Below are 24,911 nucleotides of genomic sequence, written 5' to 3'. Positions count from 1 at the left end.
GCTAGCCCTCGAGCACGGTGAACAGGCCGGTCTCCACTGTGAGGCCGGGGCCGAAGGCCATCCCGAGCACGCGATCGCCGTGAACGGCACCGTTGTCGAGGATGTTGCGCAGCACGAAGGCGATCGTCGCGCTCGACATGTTGCCGAAGTCGCGCAGGGTCTCGCGCGCCGGAACCAGCTGCGCCTCGCTCAGGGCCAGCTTGGCCTCCACCTTGTCGAGGATGCTGCGTCCGCCCGGGTGGATGGCCCAGTGCGCAACTGCGGTGGCGGGATCGGCGACGAGGTCGGGCTCCGGCGCCAGCAGGGGCGCGATGGCGCTCTCGATGTGTTCGTCGATGATGTGCGGCACATACGTCGAGAGGATCATCTCGAAGCCGTTGTCGCCGATCTTCCACGCCATGTCTGCTTCGCCGACGGGGGTGATGACGGTCTCGAAGCGGTCGAGTCCTAGGGCGATCTCGCCGGCCGCCGGCATCCGGCTGCTGACGATGCCGGCCCCGGCTCCATCTGCGAACAGCGACGACGCCACGATCGTGTCGGGATCGTTCGAGGAGCGCAGGTGCAGCGTGCAGAGCTCCGCCGTGACGACCAGGACCACGGCGTCGGCGTCCGCATCCACGAGCTGCTTGGCCAGACGCAGCGCGGGCATGGTGGCGTAGCAGCCCATGAAGCCGAGGTGGAAGCGCTGCACCGCGAGGCCGAGACCGAGCTCGCGCACGAGCATGTAGTCGGGTCCTGGCGCATAGAAGCCCGTGCAGCTCACGGTGATGACGTGCGTGACATCGGATGCCGTCACGTCGTCGAGCGCATCGAGCGCGAGCCGCCCCGCCTCGACGTAGAGCTTCGTCGCCTCGCGGATGTAGACCTCGTTGCGTGCCTTGGTGCCCGGCAACAGCAGCTCACCGCTGGCGGGATCGAAGAACTCGCGCTCGCCGTCGAACTCGTCGAAGGTGAGTTCCTCGATGACAGTGTGCCTGGTCTCGATCCCCGAGACGTTGAACGAGGTCGGCACGATGCGCTGGGCCAGCCTGGAGAGTCCGGGCTGGGCCGCGAAGACGTCTCGCACCTGCTCCTGGATGAGCACTGTCTGGGGAACGGCGGTGCTGAGTCCGCGCAGGGTGACTGTCATGGGTCAGTCTAGGCACGGCACGAGGCGGCGCGTCGAGGCCTTGCGGTCGACTCGCAGGAAGCCTATGAGCGGCTCAGCAGTCGCAGGAGATCCCGGCGACGGAGGTCGTGAGCCCGGTCGATCGCGGGCCGACGAGCTCGTCGACGTCGCGGCGGACGGTGCCGCTGGACGTCTCGACGGGGTAGCCCTCGCGCGCCCAGTACTCGAAGCCGCCGATCATGAGCTTCGCGTCGTAGCCGAGGAGGGCCAGGGCGAGCGCCGCCTTGTCGCCGCCGTTGCAGCCCGGGCTCCAGCAGTAGACGACGAAGCGTGTGCCGGCCGGGTAGCGCCCCGGAACCTCGTCGGTGATGCGTGCAGTCGGCATGTGCACGGCGCCGGCCGCGTGTCCCTGGTCCCAGGCGAGCTGGCTGCGGGTGTCGATCAACACGAAGTCAACGCCATCCTGCAGGTCGGCGTGGACGTCGCTCGCGTCGGTCTCCAGGGCCAGCTTGGCGCGGAAGTGCGCGACGGCGATGGCGGTGGACGAGGTCTGCAGGCCAGGCTCGGCCAGGGTGTCTGTCATGAGTCAAGGGTGACGGATGCCGCTCTCGCAGCGCCTCCGCTCGACTGCCGACGATCCACGATTTCGCGCCAGTCTTCCACCGCTCCCATCCTTGACAGCTCCTCCGCCGTCGCGGTACCCATGCAGGATGACTGCTCGCAGGATCGTGCTCGGAATGCAGGTGTCGCTCGACGGATTCGTCGCCGGAATCGACGACGACCTGTCGTGGCTGGTGAGCCGCATGGATGATGAACTGCTCGACGCCCAGGCCGAGTTCCTGGAGGGCTTCGACACGATGATCATGGGCCGGGTCAACTACCTCGACCAGGCGGCTCACTGGCCGACAGCCGATGAGCCGCTCGCGCCGGTGCTCAACGGGTTCAGCAAGCTCGTGTTCTCGACGACGCTGGAGAGCGTGGAGTGGGAGGGCACGCGGCTGGCGACCCGACCGCCCGCAGAGGAGATCGCCGGCCTCAGGGCAGAACCCGGCCGCGACATCTTCGTCGCCGGTGGCGCCCGTATGGCGCAGTCGCTGCTCGCGGCCGGCCTCATCGACGAGGTGCGCCTCATCGTGCAGCCCGTCGCCATCGGCGCCGGCATCCCCCTGTTCGCCCGCGAGCAGGCGCTCGATCTCCTCGACGTGCAGAGGCTCGCCAGCGGAGCCCTCGTCACCACCTACAGCGTCGTCCACTCGTGACGGCGAAGCACGTCGTGGTGCACGGCGGCGTGCAAGGCGTCGGCTTCCGCTGGTTCGCCCGCGAGGAAGCCGCCAGGCTCGGCGTCAGCGGCTGGATCCGCAACCGCGACGACGGCACGGTCGAGGCCGTCGTCGAAGGTGCGGATGCCGCCGTGGATGCGATGCTCGCCTGGTTGCGCGTCGGCCCGCCCGAGGCATCCGTCACCGCCGTCGACGTCACGCACGCCGACGCGACACCATCCGAGGGCTTTCGCATCGAGCACTGAGATCCGGAGGCGTCAGTGTTCCAGCCGGGTGAACTTGCCCCGCCACCCGCTGACAGGAGCGGCGGGCGATCGTAGGATGCGAAGGAGAACGTGGAATGCCGCCTGAAAGCGTCAACACCCGTCGGCGCTCGGTGACCACAGTCTGGGGTGAGCGCTGATGATGGACATGACCATGCAGATGATGGAGATGCACGTCGCCGAGTCTTCGATGCCCGGGATGGACATGAAGCTGATGGCCGAGTGTATCGAGGCCTGTTCCGCCTGCGAACAGGCCTGCACCATGTGCGCCAGTTGCATGATGGGCGAGGGCACGGCGATGCACATGGAGATGTGCATGAACACCGCCGACATGTGCAACACGATGATGAGGATGATGCTGCGTCCGAGCGGCATGATGATGGATTCGATGATGCGGATGCTCGACGCCACCATGGTGCAGTGCCGCATGTGCGCCGACGAGTGCATGAAACACGCCGACATGCACGAGGACTGCCGCGTGTGCGCGGAGGCCTGCCGTCAGGCCGCGATGGCGTGCGAGAAGATGATGGACTCGATGCAGATGATGATGGCCGACAGCTAGGCGGGGGCCGACGCTCTCAGGCGGCGGTCACCAGGACGCTGAGTCGGGCGTCGCCGACGGACAGCACGTCGTAGACGGCGTGCAGTGCGACGGGTTGCCCGATGCTCACCGAGGCGGTGAGGTCGCCGTGGTGCCACGTCCACACGCGCTCGTCGGTGTCGAACAGGTCGACGGCGATCCAGCCGTCGGCGTCGACGTGCGCCACGAAGGCGTCACGCCACTTGCTCGGAGTCGCAGTCGCTGCACGCTCCCGGATGGGGCTGATCGCGTGGCCCTGGGCGTGGGCTCCGCAGGTCTCGGAGACGCACGTCATGATCTGCTGCACTCCAGGCTTGAGATTCGACATCACGTTCCTCCGTTCCCCTGCTGTCGCCCCCGCCGTCTCGGTGGGCTGGTCCTTCGAGGGTAAGCACGGGTCGCGGCGGAGTCACGTGCACCTGTCACACGCCGCAACACGCGTGCAGCAGTTCGCCGACGCCGTGCGCTCCCCTTCACCTCGCGCCATTTCTGGGGCGTCCGCGCCACATCATGTGGCGCACATCCCCGGGAAATGGCGCGGCGCAGGGAAGCGGATCGCTACTTCCCCGCGAAGAACGCCGTCACGGCGGCCGCGAGCGCCGCCGCATCATCGACGTGCACGAGTTCGCGCGCTGAGTGCATCGAGAGCAGCGGAGCCCCGACGTCGACGACCCGGATGCCGAGCCGCGTCGCAGTGATCGGTCCGATCGTCGACCCGCACGGAATCGCGTTGTTCGACACGAACTCCTGGAACGGCACACCGGCGGCAGCGCACAGCCGCGCCCAGAGGGCTGCGCCCGCGGCATCCGTCGCATAGCGCTGGTTCGCGTTGATCTTCAGCAGCGGTCCGCCGCCCGGCACGGGCTTGTTCACGGGATCGTGCCGCTCGGCATAGTTCGGGTGCACGGCATGACCGGCGTCAGCCGAGACGCACCAGGACGACGCCAGGGCGCGCAGCCGGTCGGACGACGATGCTCCGAGACCGGCCCCGATGCGCTCGAGCACGTCGGCGAGGAACGGTCCGGCTGCTCCCGAGCGCGACTCCGAACCGAGCTCCTCGTGATCGAAGGCTGCGAGAACGCTGATGTGCTCGACAGCGGGATCGTCCGCGGAGCCAGCGGCCAGCAGCGCCGTCAGCCCCGCGAACACGCTGGTCAGGTTGTCCATGCGGCCTGCGGCGAAGAGGGCGTCGTCTAGTCCGAATCGAGCCGGGGCCGTCGTGTCGGCGGTCATGATGTCGTAGCCGGCGATGTCGGATGCGGCCACTCCGGCCAGCCCGGCGAGGTGCTCGAGCAGCGCATCCTGCGTCCCCTGCGACGCGGTGTTAAGGCCGACACCCCACACGGGCTGCGTATGCCGCTGCTTGTCGAGCTTGACGCCGTCGTTGTTGACTCCGCGGTCGAGGTGGATCGCCAGCTGCGGGATGCGCAGGAACGGCCCAGTGCGCACGAGGTGCTCTTCCCCGTCCGTCGTCACGAGACGACCGGCCAGTTCGAGTTCGCGGTCGAGCCAGGAGTTCAGCAGCGGGCCGCCGTAGACCTCGACTCCGGCCTGCAGCCATCCGTTGACGACGGTGGTTGGATGCGGCTTCAGCTTGAAGCCGGGCGAGTCGGTGTGGGCGCCCAGGATGCGGAACGGCGTGAGCGGGCCGGCACCCTCGGGCGCGATCCAGGCGATGACGGCGCCGTCGCGCACCACGACGTATCGTCCTGCCGTTGTCGGCCAATCGGCGCTCTCGTCGAGCTCGACCGCCCCGGCTGCGACGAGCCGATCGGCCGTCTCCCTGGCGGCATGGTACGACGAAGGCCCCGCCTGGATGAACCGGGCGAGGCCGTCGATGTATTCGGAGGTGCGAGTGTCGGACATGGTTCCATCCAAGCACCCGCTTCGATGGTTCGCCGTCAGCGCGGGGCGTTCGGCTTCGGGAGGCGCGACTCGTTCGTGGCGAGGCGCTCGTGCACGTCGGCCGAGTGGTGCTCGGCTGCCGGTGGCACGGTTTTCGTCCCGGTGGCGAGGCGCTCGTGCACGTCGGCCGAGTGGTGCACTGCCGCGGTCCTGTTCAGGTAGGCAGCGGATGGTGCTCCGGTGAGGTTGTCACCGCGCACCAGCTGGTCGCCGATGCGGGTCAGCCGAAGGGACTGTACCGAGGTGGGAACCTGCCGGACCTGTGCACTGTCGTCGATCCTGACGAGCACGATGACCGGGGCCTTCGGGTCGCGCACGGCCGCGGTGGCCGAGAGCGGGGTGGCCGCGACGACGGCGGCGACGACGGCGGCGACGACGGCGGTCATGACGCCGGCGGTGAGGAGACTTCCGTGGGTTGTGCGTTTCATGGTGGGGCCTTTCGGAGGTGTTGTGGATCCCCCACCTCCACACTCGTCACCGTGCCCTCCGGCCGCATCGGGAGCCTCCCCTTGGACCCGGGGTGCTCTCCCCTAAGGATTCCGAGAACACCGCCAGCCACCCCGGCCCGTTCTGATGCGGAGGCCGGCGCGTCCGGATGACTTCAGCGAGGCAGCGTCGGCGTGCGACCGTAGCCGTCGCGCTTCAGTTCGACGACCGCCGCGACCATGCCCCACACTGCGATGGCGCCGAGCGCCAGCATGGTGATGACCATCACGCACCTCCTCCCGCTGTTCGCGCGCTGCGGCCTGCCACGGACTCGGGGAGGACGGTCGCAGGATCGAGGTTCGCCGCCATCAGCGGTTCTCCCCACGTCCTCGTGATGGGAAGGACGCCGATCCAGGCTGACGGGTCCGCTTCGTCACTGGCCGACGGATCCCCAGTGCGCGCCTTCATCGCGAAGTCGGAGATCGGGACGCGCAGCACCTGGGTCGCTGCGAGCTCGCGCCGGGTCGACGTCGGAACCTCGCCGGAACGTCCGGGCATGAGCTTGGCCGCGATCGCGTCGAGGGCGGCCTCCTTCTCGTCCTCATCGACCACGACGGGGACGCCGTACACCACGGCGCTGCGGTAGTTCATGCTGCTGTCGTAGAGCGTGCCCGCGTAGACCAGTCCGTCGAGGATCGCGACGCTCACCGCGAGCCGGCTCTCCGGGCCGCCGGAGCGCAGGGCGAGACCGGCGCCGGTCGAGCAGTGCAGGAGCAGACCGTCGCCGTCGCGCGCGAATGCCATCGGAATGACGATCGGGCCGGCCGGGGTCACGGCGGCGACGTGGGCGATGAGGGCCTCGTCGAGCACGGCGTCGAGAGCGCTGCGCTCGGTCACCTGCCGCTCCGAGAGTCGGCGGATGCGGGTGTTCGGCTGGATGTCTGTCGTCGTCATGGTGCTAGTGTCGTCGCCTGACTGGTACATCCTGTAGTCCAGTCCACGTACATATTGAAAGACCAGTCTGGAGGATCCGTGACCGACCTCGCCATCACCGTCGACAGAACGGATGCCGCTCCTCTCGCCGCGCAGATCGTCGACGCCGTGCGCACGGCCGTGCTAGCCGGCACCCTTGCCCCCGGCGACACCGTGCCGTCGTCGCGATCCCTCGCCGCTTCCCTCGGCGTCTCGCGTGGCGTCGTGGTCACCGCCTACGACCAGCTCACCGGCGAGGGCTACCTCGACGTGTCGCAGGGCGCCGCCGCGCGAGTGGCGGCCGTCGACACGGTGCCGACCGACAGGAGGCCGGCGACGCCGCACACGCCGCCCGCCGGCGACGAAGCCCCACCCGCCGTCGACATGCGACCCGGATTCCCCTCGACGGCTCGCCTCGACGAGCGTGCCTGGCGCTCGGCCTGGCGTCAGGCCGCAGCGCGACCCGTGCCGACACGGCAGGCCGACGACTTCGGAACGGCGAGCCTGCGCGAGCAGATCGCCGATCACGTACGCCAGGCACGAGGCGTTGCGTGCGACGCCGCGGACATCCTCGTGACGGCCGGCACGAGCGAGGCCGTCATGATGCTGGCGCTCGCGCTGGGCGAGCTGCATCCACAGGACTCGGCCACGACGAATGGCCCGACTGTCGCCATGGAGGATCCGGGCTACCCGTCGTCGCGGCGGGCGCTGGAGCGCTTCGGGTGCACTGTCGTTCCCATACCCGTCGATGACGATGGACTGCGGATGGACCTGCTCGCAGCCCTCGACCCTGCGCCGCACGCCGTGCTGCTCACCCCCAGCCACCAGTACCCGCTCGGGGGACGCCTGCCTGTCTCCGCCCGCCTCGAGGCTCTCGCGTGGGCCGAGAAGCACGACGCCGTCATCATCGAGGACGACTACGACAGCGAGTTCAGGCACGGTGCCGCCACGCTGCCTGCCCTCGCCACTCTCGACCGCTCCGAGACCGTTGCCCTCATCGGCAGCTTCTCGAAGGTGCTGACCCCGTGGTTGCGGCTCGGGTACATCGTGCTGCCACGGAGGCCCGCGCTGCACGCCGCCCTCCACCGCGTCCGGGCGGATGTCACGGCTCCCATCGCCGGAGTCGCCCAGGAGGCCATGGCCGCGCTGCTCGCCAGCGGGGCGGTGCGCCGCCACATCGCCGCCGTACGACGCGACTACGCGCACCGCCGTGGTCTGGTCATCCGCGCGCTCGGCGACGTGTGCAACGCAGGCTCAGGCGCTCGTCTCCGCGGCCTCGAGGGCGGCCTGCACGCCGTGGTCGAGTTGGGGTCGGCGGATGCCGCCGCTCGCGTCAGTGCCATCGCAGCCAGCGAAGGCGTCGCCGTCGCCGACCTCGGCGACTACGCGGCCAGCCCTGCGGCATCCGTTCACCAGGGAATCGTCTTCGGCTACGCGGCACCCACCGACCTCGAGCTCGCGAAGGGTCTCACAGTCCTCCGAGCTGCGATCGCCGCCGAGATCCGATCCCCACGGAGACCGGGCCCCCTGCCAGAATGATGCCATGGCGCTCCCACCCGAGGGTCTGGTCGCACGCGCATCCGAGTTGAGCTCGATGCTCGCGGCGCTCGATCGTGCGCGCAGCGGCACGGCCACCTCGATCCTGATCATGGGCGAACCGGGCGTCGGCAAGTCGACCCTCATGAACGCCGCCTGCGACGCCGTCGGCGAGGACGCGATCGTCCTCCGCGGCCGGTGCCTCCCGCTCTCGAGCCTGAACGTTCCCTTCCTCGGTCTGCGCGACCTCCTGCGCAGCGCGCCGGATGGTCCCGAAGCTCCCCGCCCTCGACTCGGCTCCGGCGACCATCCTCCCGAGTATGTTCCGGTCCTGTTCGACGACTGGATCGACGTCCTGTGCCGCATGTCCTTCGTCGTGGTCGCGATCGACGACCTCCAGTGGGCGGACCGGAGCACCCTGGACGCCCTCATGTACCTCATGTCAGGGCCCGCCCGCGCCCTCGGGATCATGGCTACCGTGCGCGACGGCAAGGACTCGGACAATGAGCCGATCGCCAGATGGTTGGCGGACGTGAGAGCCCTGCCCGGAGTGAGCACCCTCGAAATGACCCCGTTCGATCGTGCTGCGACGACAGCACAGCTCACTCGACTGCTCGGCGATCTGCCGCATGAGTCGCTCGTTCAGGACGTCTTCGAGCGAACCGCCGGCAATCCGTACCTCACGACCCTCGTCGCCAGGGGCCTGCCGGCAGATGCGAGAGCCATACCCAGCGAACTTCCGCCGGATCTGCAGTCGACGCTCCGACATGACTGGCACCGATTGAGCGAAGCTGGCCGAGAGCTCACGACGATGCTCGCCATCGGCGGTCGACCCATGACGGAGCGAGCTCTCGCTGCGGTCATGGAATCGCAGGCGGATGCCGTGGCCAAGGCGCTCATTGAGGCTGTCGGCCTCGGAATCCTCGCCCGCGATTCCGACGGGCGCTTCTGGTTCCACCACCCACTCATCGCGGAGGTGGTCATCAGGGCAATCACGCCAGGTCAGGCGCGCCGACGTAACGCTCGTGCCGCCGAGCTATACGAGGCCGCGATCGCGGCTGAGGAGACCGCCCCCGTCGACTGGCTGGTGTCGCGCGCCGTGCATCTGGACCGCGCGGGTGAAGCGGAAGCTGCTCTGTCGGCCGGGCTCATCGCGGCTGATGCGGCGCATCGGGTCGGGGGCGACCTGGAGATGCTGCATCTTCTTCGCCGGTGCATCGAGTTGAGACGCGGTCTCCCGGGCTCGGCGGTTCCGCTCCAGGATCTCCTTCTGCGGTTGCGTGGAGCCGCATCCGAGACCGGAGCCGTCACCGTCGAACTGGAGGCCGTCGACGGAATCCTCGACGGCCTCGATCGCGAGGCCGAGCCTCTACTCGCTGCGGAGATGCTCGTTCGAAGGATGCACCTCCGCTTCCGCAACGGGCGCGGGTTCATGCTTTCGGCAGACGCCAGGGAGGCGCTGCAGCTCGCCGAGGCCGATCCGGCCAGTTGGCAGTACGCTCTTGCGCTGGCCGAGCTCGGACACACCCAGGTTTTCGAACGCGATCCGGCGGCGTCGGCGACGGTGGACCACGCCGTGAACGTGGCGGAGTCGAGCGGCAACGACGAGGCCATCGCATACTCCCTCTCGGCCCGTGGCCTCATCGCCGGTGCACGTTACGACGCGGACGAATCGAGAAGACTGGGAGACCTGGTGTTCGAAGCCTCCACCCGCGCCCGCGACTTCTGGCCCGTCATTCGTTGTGCGATCTGGGAGGGCACAGCTCTCCGTTCGCGGAGGAGGGGAGCGGACAGCCTCGCGGCACGACGATCACAACTGAGCCGGGCAGGTGCCCCGCATTCCTGCGTCGCCACCATCGCGGCCTACGAGGCTGCCGAATGGCTGATCGTGGGTGACATCCCGGCCGTACGTCGCGGGGTACGCGCAGCTCTGGGCTCCGACCCCGGCCTCCTCGCAGACGTCAGCGTGCGGCTGACGGCTGCGCGGATGGCCGCGATGCAGTCACATGCTTCAGAGGCGGCAGCCCATCTCGGGCGTGCAGACGAACTCGTCGACGGCCGTTCAGGTTACCTCGCAACGGCCTTCGCGCTCGTGCGCGCCCACGTTCACCTGGCTGCGGGAGAACCGGACGCGGCATTCTCGGCTGCAAAGCAGGGGGTTGATCACGCTCCGGCCGGCGGAATGAGCGAGTGGCTCGTGCCCGTCGCGGCACGTGCTCTTGCGGATCTGGCGCAGAGGGCGCGAGACGCAGGGACCGGGCTCGATCACGCACTGGCGCGGGTGGCGGCATTCGAGCTGGGCCATCCCGACATCCTTCGTCGTGGGATCGGCGAGACGCCTCCGGTCGAGGCCGTCGCCCTCCTCGCCATCTATCGCGCGGAGATCGTCCGTGCCCGGGCGGCTCCGGAGGCCGGCGAGAGGTGGGAGCGGACGTCGGAACTGTGCCGCGAGGCCGGCCTCCCTTGGGACGAGGCTTACGCCTGCATGCGCGGCGTCGAGGCCGAGCTCACGCACCGCGCGGGCTCACGAGAACGAGCAGCCACTCTGGCGCGGCGTGGCGTCGAGCTGGCCCGCCAGCTCGACGCCGTTGGCATGTCGGACACGATCGAGTCGCTCGCCGGCGGTGCTCATATCCCCGTCGACGGGGTGCCGTCGCAGGCCATGAGCGAGCCCGGGGTCGGCCAGCTTCCGCAACTCACCGCCCGCGAGCGCGAGATCCTCGAGCACATCGTGGCCGGCCGCACGTACTCGGAGATCGCCCGCACCTTGGTGATCAGCGAGAAGACCGTGAGTTCGCATGTCTCGAACCTGTTGCGCAAGACCGGTTCGAGCAATCGCGTCGACCTCGCCCGGCGTGCCACCCGGGCGCCTCAGCGCTGAGCGAACGGCTTCGGCATCCGCTTGGTCGCCGGATGAGCCCCACGTCGGTCGACCGCGTCGGTGTCACGCACGGCCACCCCGCCGCTTCGGATGATGTAGCGCTCCAGGGTGTCGGCCGAACCTGTCGCAGGCACGACGACGACAACGGGCACGATCTCGCCGGCGGCGTCGGCACCGGGCGTCGCACCCGGTGCCGGCACTCCGAAGATCAGCCCGCACGCGGCGACGCCGACGACGAAGGTGATGGCGATGGTTGCGGGGAGTCGGGTCTCGCGCTCCATGACCAGTCCTTTCGTTGCGCGTATCTCGCGCACTACAACGCTGGCGCCGATGCCGGCGCGACACATCCGGATCTCCTCCTCAGATCGCGCGTCGATCCCCTCAGATCGAGGAGGGGAATAGACTGCGGCCACCGCACCGCAGCGCTCGCGAAAGGACCCCGTCATGGTTCCCGAGATCAACTACTGGGCCGTCATCCTCGCCACGCTCTCGAGCATGATCGTGGGATCCATCTGGTACACCCCGAAGGTGTTCGGCAACTACTGGATGAAGCAGTCGGGCGTGACGCCGTCGGGCAATTCCGCCGACGCCATCGGTCCCATCGTCGTGACGCTGTTCGTGAGCTTCATCACGGCCTGGGTGCTGGCCGGTGCCGCGTACATCGCCTACGACTTCTACGGCGGCAGCTTCTTCTGGAACACGGTCTTCACCGCCGGCATCCTGTGGGCGGGATTCACCGCCGCCCGCTTCATCACCCACGACGCCTTCGACAAGCGCCCGAGCGGGCTCACCATCCTCAACATCGCTCACGAGCTCGTGACCGTCGTCGTGATGGCGATCATCATCGGTGCCTGGGTGCCAGCCGGAGTCTGATCAGCGGGCGACCGTGGGCGACGCCCATTCTCGGCCGGGGCTAGACGTGGCGCACGCTCTCCTGCAGCCGGGTGCGCACCTCGAACAGCTCGGTGCCGTTGATGCGCGCGGCCCCGGGCAGGCCGTCGCGCAGCACGCCGGGCAGGCGGGACTGCTCCACGAGCGCCGTCACCGCACCGCGGGCGTGACCCAGCACCTCGAGTGACTGGGCGGGAGCGCCGTCGGGCACCACGATGACCAGACCGGTGAACTTCACCTTCGCCCCGCGCGCGATCGACTTGGCCCGGGTCGCGAGGTCGTGCATCGGCCGCTCGCCGCCGAGCGCCTGCCCGATGAGCTCGCCGCGCTTCACCTTGACGGGGTCGCCCCAGTCCTCGCTCTGGATCGCGAACAGTCCGCTCGGACCGAGCACGATGTGGTCGATCTTCGGGGGAACCTGGGGGCCCGCGGCATCCGTCGCCACGTCATGCCAGATGGTGAAGCCGATGCCGAGGGTCGACAGCTGGCGAGCCGTCGCCTCCTCGGCGAGGGCGTTGGCCAACAGGTGCCGGATCTCGCGGGGCGCGCGGCGCACGAGCTGCGGGTCGTAGAAGTCGGGCACGGTCTCGCCGCGGCCGATCCACTCGCGCATGTGATCGAGGAAATACTCGCGAGACCAGCCTCCGGGGTGGCCGAAGGAACGGGCCGTCGGACGCGAGTCGGTGCGGGGACGTTCCTGGGGAGTCGACCAGACCGGAGGTGCGTCTGCGGACGCGAAGGGGCGCGCACGGTCATAGGCGGCTCGGGCCTCGGGGGTTCCGATCTTCTCCCAGGCGATCTGCACGGCATGGAAGCGCTCGGCGGTTCCTCCGGCGTCGGGATGCGTCTGTCGGAGCAGCGTGCGGAACGCTCGCTTCAGTTCACGGTCGGTCGCAGAGGGACTGACGCCGAGCACCTCGTAGGGTGTCGCCGAGATCGGACTGTCGGGCATTGATCGAGGCTAACCCACTTACAGGTAGTCATCGGGTGCGAACCAGCGCGTGCCGTCCCGGTGGCTGATGAGCTGCGCACGGATGCGCACGTCGACGTCGGAGCACGCCGTCGCGAGCTCTCGTGCCCAGGCCCGATCGGCCTCAGTGGACGTCGCCCGCAGCCGTCGTTCCCACACCACGATGATCTGAGCGGCACCGGCCTCGTCGACGATGTCGGCGATGCGGGAGGCCAGCAACTCGGCGTGGCCGCCGTAGGGCGCAGCCGGATGATCGGCGATCGGGATGACGAGGGGGATCTGGCGATCGTCGGCGTCGACGAACAGAAGCCAGAGCTGACGGCGCACAGCCTTTCCGATGAGGGCGTCGACCCTGTCGAGCACCTGTTCGTCTGTCGTGATGGGCTGTCGGGTGGCTTCGTCCGCGCTGAGGGTCATGCGGCCAGACTGCTCTGCGGCATCCGTGAACCGCAGGTCACGCCGGTAATCGGTGGACCCCCCTTGGGGCATCGACATCTGGGGAGGAGCCGGTAGAGTCGTGCAGGATGCACCGGGGTGGGGCATCAGCTCCACTGGGGGGACCGCATGATCGCAAGCCGCACCGTCGTCGCGACGGCACTCGCACTGACCGCCATCGCGACCCTCGTGGCCTGCAGCACCCCCGAGCCGCCCGATCCTCCCGTCACCGTGGTCGTGACGGTGACACCGACTCCCACCCCCACGCCGACACCGACCCCCATCGCGGACCCCCCGGCGCCGCAGCCGAGCTTCGAGGTCGTCGTGCCCGAGCCGAACGCCCCGGCCCCGGCGGTCGTCGAGGGTCCGGCGAACGACCTCGGCGCCCGCGACGGAGCGACCGCGGCCCCCGAGACCGACGGAAACGGAGCGCTGCTGAGCTACACGGTGGTGGCCGGCGACAGCTTCTTCGACATCGCTCAACGATTCGACCTGCCGCAGCAGCAGTTGCTGCGCATGAATCCGAAGATCCCCGACTTCGGTGAGGACATCTACATCGGCACGGTCATCAACCTCGACTGGACGACGACGGGCTGAGGATTCCGTCGAGCACCAGCTCGCGCACGGCCGGCAGCAGGTCGGCCGTCAACGCGGTCTCATCGACGTCGAGGAGCTGGGCCAGCGCCGCGCAGATGGCGCCGACGGAGAGTTCGCCGTCGCATGCACCGATGAGGGCGGCGAGCGCCGTGTCGAGGGTGACGGCGCGCCCGAAGCCGCCGCCCTGCCGGAGCAGCATGGCCGTCGGGTTCTCATCACCCGGCCAGTAGTGACGCTCCTCCGTGACGTCACCGGCCACGGTCAGCCGTGCGGTCGACAACGCGTCGTCGTCGGTGCCGGCCAGCCAGTCGCTCGCGGCCAGGCCGGCTTCTAGGTGCGCGCCGACGCCCTGAGGTTCGATGTCGCCGAGCGGGCCGTGCTGCTGCTCGGTGCGCGTGAGGGTGACGGATGCCCCGGCCCGCGGCATCCGCAGCACCACGTAGCCGAATCCGACGCCCGAGACCCCACGCTCCGCGAAGTCGTCGAGCCACGCCGCGTACAGCCTGTCGAAGTCAGGCGTCGCCGGCGTCGTGCCGCCGTCACGGATCCAGGTCTCCGCGTAGAGCGCCGCACTCAGCACCTCGCGCTCCACGATCCAATAGTCGACGCCGACCGAGTCGAGCCAGGAACGTACGCGCGGCAGCCCGTCCTCGCCGTCGTGGTACTCCCAGTTGCCGAGCAGTTGAGCGGTGCCGCCGGGCTTCAGATGTTCGGCGACTCCCGTGAGTACCGCCTCGACGAGGGCGTCGCCGACCATGCCTCCGTCACGGTACTCGTAGGAGGGGACCCCATCGACGCGCGGGGTGATGACGAACGGCGGGTTCGAGACGATGCGATCGAAGTGCTCCCCCGCCACGGGGTCGAACAGGCTCCCCTGCCTGAACTCGATGTTCTCGAAGCCGTTGAGCGTGGCGTTCATCGCGGCGATCACGAGAGCCCGCTCCGAGATGTCGGTGGCGACGACGCGCCGAGCGTGGCGGGCGGCATGCAGGGCCTGGATGCCGCATCCGGTGCCGAGATCGAGCACGGAGTCGACCTGGGCCTGGAACATGAGTCCGCTCAGCGTGAGTGAGGCCCCGCCGACGCCGAGCACGTGGTCCTCCGGGAGTGCGCCATCAGTCGCGAGCTCACCGAGGTCGGATGCGATCCACCAGGAGCCTGCGCCGGCCGTGTCCTCGAAGGAGTACGGGCGCAGGTCGAGGGAGGCGCGCGCCTGCCCGCCGTCGATGCTCACGAAGCCGAGGTCCGCTGCACCCTGCACGCCGAGGGCGGGGAACCCGACAGCCAGCTCGGGGAGGGTGACAGCACGGCCGAGCACGAAGAGATCGGCGAGAACGGCGATTGCCGGGAGGCCGGAGCCGCCCGCCCGGAGCGCATCGAGGGCTCGACGAGCGGGAACGCGGTGATCGCGGTGCAGGGCCTCTGCGGCATCAGGGCCCCAGAGACCGGCGAGGGCCGGCACCGTGTAGCCGGCGGCGGAGAGGTCAGAGCGGAGCAGTTCGACGGGGTTCACCCCCCTATTGAACCTCAGCCGTGAGCGAGGTGAGTGCCGTGCCCTTGATCGCGATGACGCTCGACGCGCGCCGGCACCAGGACCCACACCCGGAGTCGGGCGCGGAAGAGATGTCGCGACTCGCGGCGGGCGGCGATGGCACGCCGACGGCGGATCTCGAGTTCTCGGATGACTGCGACGTCGTCGTCGGTGCGGAAGACGGCCTGGGCTGTGTACTGGCTGAGTGCTGGCATTCCTCCAGCGTGCTCCCGGCGCTCTCCCACCGGCTCGGGGCGCGCCCCACCCCGTCTGGGGGCGCCTCCCGATATCCCGTGAGGAATTCTCGATCCGGCATCCGACATGCGGAGAGATATTCACCGCCCGTTCAGTCTTGTCTGCTTTGGTTTCCCTGTGATCCCCAGAACGGCCGAGCACCCACGGCCCGACCATTTCATCCTCCACATCAGCGACACCCACCTGCTCGCCGGCAACGGCAGGTTGTACGGGAGCATCGACAGCGAACGTCACCTCCGTGACCTGTTCGCCTCCCTCGAAGCATCGGGCGGACGCCCGGAGGCCATCGTCTTCACCGGCGACCTCGCCGACAAGGGCGAGCCGGACGCCTACAGCCGCATCCGCGCCATCGTCGATCCCGTGGCGGAGCGACTCGGCTCCCGCGTGGTCTGGGTCATGGGCAACCACGACGACAGGGCCGCCTTCCGTGCCGGCCTGCTCGACGAGGCGCCATCGACGGCCCCCATCGACGCCGTGACGTGGCTCGGAGACCTGCGGATCATCACGCTCGACACGAGTGTTCCCGGCCATCACCACGGCGAGGTCTCCAGCACCCAGCTCGACTGGCTCGCCGCGGAGCTCTCGACCATCGCGCCCGACGGGACGATCCTCGCGATGCACCACCCGCCTGTTCCGTCCGTGCTCGACCTGGCCGTCTCCGTGGAGCTCCGTGACCAGATGGACCTGGCCGAGGTGCTCGCCGGAAGCGACGTGCGCAGCATCATCGCCGGTCATCTGCACTACTCGTCGATGGCCACCTTCGCCGGCATCCCCGTGTCGGTCGCTTCAGCCAGCTGCTACACGCAGGACCTCACGGTTCCCGTCGGCGGCACACGCCCCCGAGATGGCGCTCGGGCCTTCAACCTCATCCACGTGTACCCGACGACGGTGCTGCACTCCGTTGTGCCGCTCGGCGAGTTTCCCGCACTCGACTTCGTCGACGCTCAGGAGACCGAGCGCAGGCTCGAGTCCGTCGGCATCCGCATCTCAGAGCCTGTCAGGCCCCTGGTGCAGCAGAACGCACACCGTTCAGCTCCGCCGACGACTCCGATCCAGATTCTGGTCTGACCTTCTCCCACGGAGCCGGGAACGGGAAGTAGCGCTCGAGGAAGTCCGTGACGGCTGCCGTGCGCTCCTCGACCGAGATCTCGGGCTTCGAGCCGTCGTTGAGGCAGAACATGTCCTGGTCGCGACGCTTGAGCAGGCGCGACATCTGGTCGGGAGCCATGGCGAGGGTGGTCTCGATGTACTTGACCTTCGCCTGCGTCTGTACGACGGCACGACCTGTCATGAGCGAGTAGTAGTGGTACAGCGAGTTCGTGACCGAGATGTCCGTGGCCGAGCGGAAACGGCTGGCCGCGGTGCGCGTGAAGTCCTCCGGGAACTCCTCGGTCTCCATGGTGCGCATGACGCTCTTGCGGAGCGGAGCCGCGCAGTGCTCGAGGTGACGCGTGGTGACCTTGCCGAAGCGGTCCTGGAGGAGACGGCGGTTCACCCGGGCGGCGTTCTCGAATCCGCTGCGGGTCGGGTCGTTGTCGCCGAGTCCGATGCGAGTCGGCGCCTCGACGAACTTCGTGATGCCGCCGGGCGAGAAGAACAGCTCGGGTGAGATCGGGCGACCGAAGAACATGTCGTCGTTCGAGTAGAGGAAGTGCTCGGCGATGCCCGGAATGTTGTGCAGCTGGCTCTCGACGGCGTGCGAGTTGTGGGTGGGGAGCACGCTCGGATCGGCGAAGAAGTCCTCACTGCGCACGATGGTGACCTGGGGGTGCTCGGCGAGCCATTCGGGAGCGGGCGAATCCGTCGCGATGAAGATGCGGCGCACCCACGGCGCGAACATGTAGACGCTGCGCAGTGCGTACTTGAGCTCGTCGATCTGGCGGTAGCGCGCCTCATTGTCGTCGCCGTCGCCGACGACGTAGGCCTGCATGCGCTTGGCGCGCTCGCGCACGAAGTCGGCGCTCGATCCATCGACCCAGGAGAACACCATGTCGACGTCGAAGTCGATGTCGCTCGCGTGGGTGGCGAACATGTTCTCGAGCGTGCGCCAGCGACGCCCGTAGAGCTCCACCGTGTCCTCGACGGCCTCGGAGCGCGGCATCCGCTCGCGCATCAGGCTGTTGGGACGCGGGGCGACGATCTCCTCGTCGCCGAAGCGCCAGAACTCGAGCTGGAACGCTGTCTCGGCTCCGTAACGGAGGCGCCCGATCGGCTCGACACGCGGACGGTAGAGCCTGAAGACCGACGCCTTGCGCTTCGCCGACAGGGCTCCGTCAGCGACGAGAACGTCGCGGAGGCCGTCGTGGTCGACGGTCTGGGAGTAGAACGGTTCGTTGGCGAACGCCGTGGCGAGAGCTGAGCACACCTCACGGCGGCTGCGACGATCGACGGCGATGACGGCGCGATCGCCGTCGCCGCGCACGAGGAGGAACTCGATGCCGGCGGCGATGAGGGCGTCACGCACGGCGATGAGGTCTTCGATCATCGACTCGCGGGGCGTGAAGTGGCCCGTGGCGAGAGCGTACTGGCCCTTGCGCCGCACGAGGTCGTCGCGGCCGAAACGGGTGCGCCCATCAGGGGCGCCGATGAGCAGGGGCTCGGGCAGTGCCGACAGCGATCCGCGGCGTCGCTTCGGGGCGGGCGGGCGCCCGAATGCGACGGGTCGCTCGACCCTGTCTCCCGTGTGTGCATGCTCGGTCAAATGACCCGCCTCCCCTCGTCGATCTCCCTCGATCCTAAGCGAGAGATGGGGGGCGCTCCGTCAGCGGGTGGTGGCCCCGGCGAGGAACACGGCCTCGGTGCGCGTCGACGCGCCGAGCTTGCGCAGGATCGCCGAGACGTGCACGCTCGCCGTCTTGCCGCTGATGAAGAGCTCGCTGCCGATCTCGCGGTTGCTGAGGCCCCGGGCGACGAGTTCCAGCACCTGCTGTTCGCGCGGAGTGAGCGGCTCGGCGGAGGCTGTCTCCGGGTCGTCCGCCCCGAGCGGCTCCGGAGCTGCGACGCCCAGACGGGCGCGCTTCGCGACGGCTCTCGCGGCATCGCCGATGAGGGTGATGCCCGCGGCGTCGGCGTCGTGCGCCGCAGCAGCGAGGGCCTCATGCGCAGCGTCGCGGTGCCCCACGACGATCGCGGCCTCGCCCATCCGCAACTGCGCGTACGGCAGCAGGTGGACGGGGGCGCTCGAGTCGCGAACCGCGAGGATGGCGCGTCGCCAGAGGTCGGCATCCGTACCGTCCGCTGATGCTCCTCCGAGTTCGGCCTCGACCAGGGCGATCCAGAACGGGGCCGTCGGCCAGGACGTGGCGCCGTCGAGCGCCGTACGGATGTCGCGGTCGGCCTCGTCGAGGTCGACGCTGGACCGAGTCGCCGACGTCGCGTGGGAGTTGGCCTTGGTGCAGGTCTGGGCGGCAGCCAGCGCCCGCTCCCGCCGGATGGATGCGGTGACACGGGCGGCGACCCAGAGCAGCGGCAGATCGTAGCCGGGGATCGCACGATGCACCGGGCGGAACAGCACGCTCGCCTCGTCCCAGGCTCGGGCCAGATCACCCTGGGCGATCGCGATCTCCGCGGCCACCAGTGCGATTCCGAGTCTGGTCTGCATCTCCACCTCGACCAGCGCGGCGACGGTCGGTTGCAGAGCTCGCAGCTGCTCGGCTGCCGTCGCGACGTCTCCGCCCCAGAGGAGCCGCCACATGCGCGCACGCTGCAGGTAGACCTTGAAGGCGAACGGCGGGTCGAGGGAGAGCCCCCGGGCGATGAGTTCGTCGGCACGGGCCCACTCCCCGAGGGCGAGGTACGGGTCGACGGCATTGGCTGCGAGGATGACGCCCGAGATGCGCTCGACGCCCAGTTCCCTCGCGCGCGCCAGGCCGTCTTCGGCGAGCGCCACGGCGGAATCGTAGCGGCCGAGCAGGTAATGCAGGTCGGAGGCGTTCACCCAGTAGCGAAGGCTGGAGATGCCGTCACCGTCGGCGAAGACCCGGGCCTCCTCGAGGCGCGCGAGGCCGCCGTCGACGTCGCCGGCGTGCGCGAGGCAGACCCCGGCGATGTTCGAGGAGATGGAGAGATACCGTCGTGATCCGATCGCGCTCGCCTCCGCATGGGCGTTCGCGGCCATGGCGATGGCCTCGTCGAGGCGTGCCTCCAGCATCAGGCGACCGGAGAGGGCGGTGAGGATGGTGGCCCGCAGATCTCCGGGACTGCCCGGCGGCACGAGCTCCCCCGCCTGCTCCAGCAGCTCGATCGATCCGGGGCGTCCGACGTTGGCGAGGTAGAACGCCTTGTCCCGCAGCGCCCTGGCGTACTGCAGGGGTTGGTCGGGGCTGCTCTCGGCAAGCGCGAGGTCGATGAGGGCGATGGCCCGCTCGTTCTCGCCGGCGTTGCGCAGGTGGGAGGAGGTGCGACCGAGGAGTTCGATCTTGGGCATCTCCGCCACCTGCTCGGGTTCCGCCACGCGGTCCCAGAGCTCGAGGGCGCGCTCCCCCATCTGGCCCGCTGTCGCATAGGCGAACGCCCCCCTGGCCTCGAACATCGCGTCGATCGTGGCCGGGAGCGCCTTCTCGGGATCGTGCGCGGCCATCCAGTGGTAGGAGACCTCGGCTGCCACCCGGCGCCGCCCGGCGGTCTGCTCCAGGGCTTCGGCGTAGCCCGCGTGGAAGCGGGTGCGCTCGCCGGGGAGGAGTTCGGCGTGGATCGCCTCGCGCACCAGGGCGTGGCGAAAGGCGTAGTCATCGTCGTCGATGACGAGCACGCTGGCGAACACCGCTTCGCGGATCGCTGTGTCGAGGTCGTCGGCACCGCCGGCGTGGACGCGCTCGAAGATGACGTGCGGCACCCTGACGCCGCCGGCTGCCAACAGCCGCAGGACCGCCTGCGTGGACGGTTCGAGCCTCTCGTAGCGTGCGAGTAGCAGGTCGCGGAGGGTGTCGGGGAGGCCGTCGTCGGTGTCGCATCCGTCGAGGCCGAGCAATTCCTCCACGAAGAACGGCACGCCCTCGCTGCGCTCCGCCATGCGGGCCAGGACGTCTGCGGTCGGAAACTCCCCGAGGATGGCCTTCACCTGGCGGCGCACCTGCGCCTTCGTGAGCCTGGTGAGCTCCCAGCGCTCGACGATGCGACCGCGATCGAGCTCGGTGAGGAATCCGCGCACGGGATGCCCGCGGGTGACGTCGTCGCTGCGATAGCTCATCAGCAGGAGCAGTCGGCCGCTGCGGAGTGCGCGCACCAGGAAGCGCAGCAGGTTCAGGCTCGCCGCATCGATCCAGTGCAGGTCCTCGACGATGACGACGACCGGACGCTCCTGTGCGACGTGCTCGAGCACGACGGCGACGGCCTCGTGGAGCTGCGCCGCCGATCCGGAATCGGTCTCGCCCTGGGAGAGCTCGGGGAGCAGGGCGACGAGGGCCGAGCGGCCGGGGCCGGCCGCATCCGTCACCGCGGAGTCTCCCACCGCGGCGACGAGGTTGCGCAGGACGTCTTTGATGGGGGCGTACGGAGCCGCGACCGTGCCGAGGTCGACCGACTGGCCGCGCAGCACGAGCGCCTCGGAAGGGACGGATGCGGCGAACTCCGACAGCAGTCGGGTCTTGCCGATCCCGGCCTCGCCTCCGAGGACGGCCGCGCGGGGCACGCCGTCGTTCACGGCATCGAGGAGGCCGCAGAGGCGCTCCAGGTCGCCCTCACGCCCGACCATCTGCGGACTCGACATCGACGAAGGCACGGTTCGATCGTGCCACGACCTGCCGACATCTGTCATCGGTGCGCGAGACGCGTCGACGCGGCCTTCCGAAATGCGAACAGGTGCGCCCATCCACGACGGGTGGAGACGGGACGGGCATCCTCATCGAACTCGCTCTCGTCCTCCATCAGCCGGCGGCGCTGTTCGAGCCTGTGAGCGGCCGCTGTCGACTCGTGACGGTGGAGCGTCTCTGCCATGTACTGAGCTGCGAACTGCATTCTGAACCTCCTGGATCGGATGCGTCCAGACTGACCGCTGAGTACCCCCGGCAGGATGGGGAGGATGCCCTAGATCGGTGCTGCGTGCACCTCAGATCGTGGGGCCCGCATGCGCTCAGGCCGCGGACTGCATCCGGGCCTCAGCGAGCGGTGGCAGGAGGCCTCAGCGAGCGGAGTGGCGGCGGGCTGAGGCTAGGCCGGGCCGACCCTCGTGACCCTGATGACGGCCTCGCCGGCGTCGTCGGAGGCATCGAGGTCGACCGTCGCCTCGATGGCCCAGTCGTGGTCGCCGTCGGGGTCGTCGAAGATCTGGCGGGCCGTCCAGACGCGGGTGCTCTCGTCGAGGACGAGCAGCGCCGAGCTGCGGGCGTCCGGACCGATGCCGATGCTGTCGTACTCGGTGAAGTAGCCGTCGAGGGCCTGCGTCCAGGCCGCGGCATCGAAGCCGTGCGCGGCGTCGAGTTCCTCGAGCGCCGGGTAGTCCTCGCGGGCCGCCAACTGCACCCGGCGGAACAGCTCGTTGCGCACCAGCACACGGAAGGCGCGGATGTTCGTGGTGAGGCGGCTGGGCGCCGGCGGCACGACGGCGGTCTCCAGCGCGTGGTGGGCAGCGGCATCCGGGTGCGCCAGTTCGTTCCATTCGTCGAGCAGACTCGAGTCGACCTGGCGTACCAGCTCTCCGAGCCACTCGATGAGGTCGGTCAGGTCTTCAGTGCGCAGGTCGAGCGGGATGGTCTGCCGCGCCGTGCGGTAGGCGTCGGAGAGGTAGCGCAGCACGACGCCCTCGGAGCGCGCCAGCTTGTAGAACGCGATGAACTCGCCGAACGACATCGCCCGCTCGTACATGTCGCGCACGACCGACTTGGGGCTGAGGGTGAAGTCGCGCACCCACGGCTGCACGGCCGCGTAGGTCTCGTAGGCGGCGTCGAGGAGCTCGGCGAGTGGCCGCGGATGCGTGATGCCCTCGAGCAGCTCCATGCGCTCCTCGTACTCGATGCCCTCGGACTTCATGGCGGCGACGGCCTCGCCGCGCGCGACGAACTGCTGCTGCGACAGGATGGCGCGCGGATCGTCGAGCGTCGACTCCAACACGGAGATGATGTCGAGCGCATAGCCGGGCGACTCGGGCTCGATGAGCTCGAACGCCTCCAGCGCGAACGGCGACAGGGGCTGGTTGAGCGCGAAGTTCGGCTCGAGATCGACCGCGAGGCGGATGACGCCGTCCTCCTGCGTGACGATCCCGGATGCCCGCAGCGTTCGGTAGATGCCGAGCGCGCGGCGGGCCAGTTCGAGCTGGCGCTTCCACGGCTCGTGGTTGTCGAACACCAGCGTGTGCACGTTCGCGAACACGTCTCCCCCGCGGGCGATGACGTTGATGAGCATCGCGCTCGTGATCTGCATGTGGGAACGCAGGGCTTCGGGTTCGGCGTCGATCAGCTTGCGGAACGACGGCTCGCCCCACGACACGAAGCCGTCGGGCGCCTTCTTGCGGATGATCTTGCGCTTCTTCTTCGGGTCGTCGCCGGCCTTCTCGATGGCCTTGAGATTCTCGGACTCGTGCTCCGGCGCCTGCGCCACCACGGTGCCGGTGGTGTCGTAGCCGGCGCGGCCCGCCCGCCCCGCGATCTGATGGAACTCGCGGGCGCTGAGCTGCCGCATCCGTTGGCCGTCGTACTTCGTGAGTGCTGTGAGCAGCACCGTGCGGATGGGAACGTTGATGCCGACCCCGAGGGTGTCGGTGCCGCAGATGACGCGCAGCATGCCGCGCTGGGCGAGGGTCTCGACGAGACGGCGGTACTTGGGCAGCATGCCGGCGTGATGCACGCCGATGCCCATGCGGATGAGCCGCGACAAGGTCTTGCCGAACGCCGTGGTGAAGCGGAACTCGGCGATGAGCTCGGCGATCTCGTTGCGCTGCTCTCGGCTGGCGATCTTCGCGCTCGCAAGCGCCTGCGCGCGCTCGAGGGCCGAGGCCTGCGAGAAGTGCACGATGTACACCGGAGCGCGATTCGTCTGCAGCAGGTCGTCGATGGTCTCATGCACCGGCGTGGTCTCGTAGTAGTAGCTGAGCGGCACGGGACGTTCCACTCCGGTGACGGATGCCGTGTCGCGGCCGGTGCGCCGGGTGAGGTCGTCGGCGATCTCGGTCGTGTCGCCGAGCGTTGCCGACATGAGCACGAACTGGGCACGGGAGAGCAGCAGCAGCGGAACCTGCCAGGCCCAGCCGCGGTCCTGGTCGGCGTAGAAGTGGAACTCGTCCATGATGACGACGTCGGCCTCGGTGTCGCTGCCGTGCCTCAGCGCCTCGTTCGCGAGGATCTCGGCCGTGCAGCAGATGATGGGCGCGTCGGGGTTCACGGCCGAGTCGCCGGTCATCATGCCCACGTTCTCCGCGCCGAAGGTGTCGACGAGGGCGAAGAACTTCTCGCTCACCAGAGCCTTGATCGGGGCCGTGTAGTAGGAGCGCTTGCCTGCGGCCATCGCCGCGAAGTGGGCACCGACCGCCACGAGCGACTTCCCGGTCCCCGTCGGAGTCGAGAGGATGAGGTTCGCTCCCGAGACGATCTCGATGAGCGCCTCCTCCTGGGCGGGGTAGAGGCTGAGGCCGGTGTCGGCCACCCAGCCGTCGAAGGCCTCGAAGATCACGTCGGCATCCGTCGACTCCGGAAGGCGATCGAGGAGGGGACGCGCATCGGAGCTCATGATGATCGATCCTACGGTCGCACCGAGCGGGGTCGCCGGCACCGGAGTAGCATGCTGCGCATGACGAGCGGGCGACGCTCCAGGAACACGATCATCACGATCGTCGCCGCGGTCCTCACCGGGGCACTGGTGCTCGCGGGGTGGATCGTGGTCATGAACACGCGCCCCGACACCCCCACCACCCTCGCCGGGGTGAAGGCCGAGGTCATGGCCGTGGTCGACGAGATCCATGGCATGGTGCCTGCGGCATCCGTCATCGACACCCTCGACGAGAGCGAGACCGTCGACTGCGTTCGGAGTGGTGCCCGGAAGGTGCGTCTACGACACGAAATCACGGTGCCGGCCGACTTCGACAGGCGGCAGTGGATGCTCGACCTCGAGGAGACCTTCCGGGGGCGCGACGGCTGGGCGTCGGACTTCGAACAGTTGAACCAGCAGGCCGACGCCCAAGTGCGGCTGGTCACTCCCCAGACCATCATCGTCAGCGTCGTCTCGACGTCCGACACGGGGGTGCCGCATGTCACGATCCTGAGCACGACCCGCTGCACCGATCCCGAATGACGCCGATCGCCCAATCCGACCGCCGACACACGACGAAATCCCGTTAACGTGCGTGTCACACG

General features: G+C 69.0%; 24 protein-coding genes. 9 read left to right on the top strand and 15 right to left on the bottom strand.

The annotated features are described in order from the left end of the window. Position 1: 1 nt before the first annotated feature. Entirely contained in the window at positions 2-1,129 is a 1,128-nt protein-coding gene (locus AADV74_RS01605) for a type III polyketide synthase (protein WP_342111165.1), read from the bottom strand. 73 nt (positions 1,130-1,202) lie between these two features. Next, the gene (locus AADV74_RS01600; protein ID WP_342111164.1) at positions 1,203-1,691 is read right to left on the bottom strand and encodes a rhodanese-like domain-containing protein; all 489 of its coding nucleotides are present in this window, start codon (positions 1,689-1,691) and stop codon (positions 1,203-1,205) included. 127 nt (positions 1,692-1,818) lie between these two features. On the opposite strand from AADV74_RS01600, the gene AADV74_RS01595 reads away from it, so the two are divergent. From AADV74_RS01595 to AADV74_RS01585, 3 genes are all read left to right on the top strand, one after another. Further along, complete coding sequence (locus AADV74_RS01595) at positions 1,819-2,367, top strand: dihydrofolate reductase family protein (RefSeq protein WP_342111162.1); 549 nt, start codon at positions 1,819-1,821, stop codon at positions 2,365-2,367. Then, on the top strand, positions 2,364-2,633 hold the full coding sequence (locus AADV74_RS01590) for an acylphosphatase (RefSeq protein WP_342111161.1): 270 nt from the start codon (positions 2,364-2,366) through the stop codon (positions 2,631-2,633). The genes AADV74_RS01595 and AADV74_RS01590 overlap by 4 nt, the downstream gene beginning before the upstream one ends. Before the next feature lie 166 nt (positions 2,634-2,799). Then, the gene (locus AADV74_RS01585) at positions 2,800-3,213 is read left to right on the top strand and encodes a four-helix bundle copper-binding protein (protein ID WP_342111160.1); all 414 of its coding nucleotides are present in this window, start codon (positions 2,800-2,802) and stop codon (positions 3,211-3,213) included. Positions 3,214-3,229: 16 nt separating this feature from the next. Here AADV74_RS01585 and AADV74_RS01580 read toward each other — a convergent pair whose 3' ends face one another. The 4 genes from AADV74_RS01580 to AADV74_RS01565 all read right to left on the bottom strand — a co-directional run bounded on the left by AADV74_RS01580 (position 3,230) and on the right by AADV74_RS01565 (position 6,516). Continuing rightward, on the bottom strand, positions 3,230-3,559 hold the full coding sequence (locus AADV74_RS01580; RefSeq protein WP_342111158.1) for a hypothetical protein: 330 nt from the start codon (positions 3,557-3,559) through the stop codon (positions 3,230-3,232). Positions 3,560-3,789: 230 nt separating this feature from the next. Next, positions 3,790-5,097, bottom strand: a complete 1,308-nt coding sequence (locus tag AADV74_RS01575; RefSeq protein WP_342111157.1) for a M18 family aminopeptidase — start codon at positions 5,095-5,097, stop codon at positions 3,790-3,792. 35 nt (positions 5,098-5,132) lie between these two features. Further along, positions 5,133-5,564, bottom strand: a complete 432-nt coding sequence (locus AADV74_RS01570; protein ID WP_342111155.1) for a hypothetical protein — start codon at positions 5,562-5,564, stop codon at positions 5,133-5,135. Between the two features lie 283 nt (positions 5,565-5,847). Then, a complete protein-coding gene (locus AADV74_RS01565; RefSeq protein WP_342111154.1) occupies positions 5,848-6,516 on the bottom strand; it encodes a pyridoxamine 5'-phosphate oxidase family protein in 669 nt (222 codons plus the stop codon). 78 nt (positions 6,517-6,594) lie between these two features. Here AADV74_RS01565 and pdxR point away from each other — a divergent pair, with 78 nt between their 5' ends. Both pdxR and AADV74_RS01555 read left to right on the top strand, forming a co-directional pair. Continuing rightward, entirely contained in the window at positions 6,595-8,073 is a 1,479-nt protein-coding gene (pdxR, locus tag AADV74_RS01560) for a MocR-like pyridoxine biosynthesis transcription factor PdxR (RefSeq protein WP_342111153.1), read from the top strand. 4 nt (positions 8,074-8,077) lie between these two features. Further along, positions 8,078-10,951: a helix-turn-helix transcriptional regulator gene (locus AADV74_RS01555; RefSeq protein WP_342111151.1), complete on the top strand. Its 2,874-nt coding sequence runs from the start codon at positions 8,078-8,080 to the stop codon at positions 10,949-10,951. Here AADV74_RS01555 and AADV74_RS01550 read toward each other — a convergent pair. Continuing rightward, a complete protein-coding gene (locus AADV74_RS01550; RefSeq protein ID WP_342111149.1) occupies positions 10,942-11,232 on the bottom strand; it encodes a hypothetical protein in 291 nt (96 codons plus the stop codon). The two genes, AADV74_RS01555 and AADV74_RS01550, sit on opposite strands and share 10 nt — an antisense overlap. A gap of 163 nt (positions 11,233-11,395) precedes the next feature. Between AADV74_RS01550 and AADV74_RS01545 the strand changes: the two genes are divergently transcribed. Continuing rightward, complete coding sequence (locus AADV74_RS01545) at positions 11,396-11,824, top strand: DUF1761 domain-containing protein (RefSeq protein WP_342111147.1); 429 nt, start codon at positions 11,396-11,398, stop codon at positions 11,822-11,824. Between the two features lie 40 nt (positions 11,825-11,864). Here the strand turns inward: AADV74_RS01545 and AADV74_RS01540 are convergent, their stop codons facing one another. Beyond that, positions 11,865-12,794: a J domain-containing protein gene (locus AADV74_RS01540; RefSeq protein ID WP_342111146.1), complete on the bottom strand. Its 930-nt coding sequence runs from the start codon at positions 12,792-12,794 to the stop codon at positions 11,865-11,867. A gap of 18 nt (positions 12,795-12,812) precedes the next feature. Beyond that, positions 12,813-13,229 carry a hypothetical protein gene (locus tag AADV74_RS01535; RefSeq protein WP_342111144.1) on the bottom strand — a complete coding sequence of 139 codons (417 nt, stop codon included), beginning with the start codon at positions 13,227-13,229 and terminating at the stop codon, positions 12,813-12,815. 147 nt (positions 13,230-13,376) lie between these two features. Here AADV74_RS01535 and AADV74_RS01530 point away from each other — a divergent pair, with 147 nt between their 5' ends. Further along, positions 13,377-13,844 (top strand): LysM peptidoglycan-binding domain-containing protein, encoded by a 468-nt coding sequence (locus AADV74_RS01530; RefSeq protein WP_342111143.1) that lies wholly within the window; start codon positions 13,377-13,379, stop codon positions 13,842-13,844. Here the strand turns inward: AADV74_RS01530 and AADV74_RS01525 are convergent. Together AADV74_RS01525 and AADV74_RS01520 are read right to left on the bottom strand one after the other, a co-directional pair. After that, positions 13,816-15,357, bottom strand: coding sequence for a DUF7059 domain-containing protein (locus tag AADV74_RS01525; protein WP_342111141.1), 1,542 nt, complete (start codon positions 15,355-15,357; stop codon positions 13,816-13,818). The genes AADV74_RS01530 and AADV74_RS01525 overlap by 29 nt on opposite strands. A 14-nt stretch (positions 15,358-15,371) precedes the next feature. Continuing rightward, positions 15,372-15,590 carry a hypothetical protein gene (locus tag AADV74_RS01520; protein WP_342111140.1) on the bottom strand — a complete coding sequence of 73 codons (219 nt, stop codon included), beginning with the start codon at positions 15,588-15,590 and terminating at the stop codon, positions 15,372-15,374. 157 nt (positions 15,591-15,747) lie between these two features. Between AADV74_RS01520 and AADV74_RS01515 the strand changes: the two genes are divergently transcribed. Beyond that, a complete protein-coding gene (locus tag AADV74_RS01515) occupies positions 15,748-16,698 on the top strand; it encodes a phosphodiesterase (protein WP_342111138.1) in 951 nt (316 codons plus the stop codon). Here AADV74_RS01515 and AADV74_RS01510 read toward each other — a convergent pair. The 4 genes from AADV74_RS01510 to AADV74_RS01495 all read right to left on the bottom strand — a co-directional run bounded on the left by AADV74_RS01510 (position 16,628) and on the right by AADV74_RS01495 (position 24,288). Beyond that, complete coding sequence (locus tag AADV74_RS01510; RefSeq protein ID WP_425287271.1) at positions 16,628-18,235, bottom strand: stealth family protein; 1,608 nt, start codon at positions 18,233-18,235, stop codon at positions 16,628-16,630. The two genes, AADV74_RS01515 and AADV74_RS01510, sit on opposite strands and share 71 nt — an antisense overlap. A 156-nt stretch (positions 18,236-18,391) precedes the next feature. After that, a complete protein-coding gene (locus tag AADV74_RS01505) occupies positions 18,392-21,337 on the bottom strand; it encodes a helix-turn-helix transcriptional regulator (RefSeq protein WP_342111136.1) in 2,946 nt (981 codons plus the stop codon). 44 nt (positions 21,338-21,381) lie between these two features. Further along, positions 21,382-21,585 carry a hypothetical protein gene (locus AADV74_RS01500; RefSeq protein ID WP_342111135.1) on the bottom strand — a complete coding sequence of 68 codons (204 nt, stop codon included), beginning with the start codon at positions 21,583-21,585 and terminating at the stop codon, positions 21,382-21,384. Between the two features lie 192 nt (positions 21,586-21,777). Continuing rightward, the gene (locus AADV74_RS01495; protein ID WP_342111133.1) at positions 21,778-24,288 is read right to left on the bottom strand and encodes a DEAD/DEAH box helicase; all 2,511 of its coding nucleotides are present in this window, start codon (positions 24,286-24,288) and stop codon (positions 21,778-21,780) included. Between the two features lie 60 nt (positions 24,289-24,348). Between AADV74_RS01495 and AADV74_RS01490 the strand changes: the two genes are divergently transcribed. Continuing rightward, positions 24,349-24,849 (top strand): hypothetical protein, encoded by a 501-nt coding sequence (locus AADV74_RS01490; protein ID WP_342111132.1) that lies wholly within the window; start codon positions 24,349-24,351, stop codon positions 24,847-24,849. The last annotated feature ends 62 nt before the right edge of the window (positions 24,850-24,911 follow it).

The sequence above is a fragment of the Leifsonia stereocauli genome (assembly GCF_038432415.1).
GTDB lineage: Bacteria > Actinomycetota > Actinomycetes > Actinomycetales > Microbacteriaceae > Orlajensenia > Orlajensenia stereocauli.
Note: the sequence above shows the minus strand (reverse complement) of the source record. Positions and strands in the feature narration are given on the sequence as shown.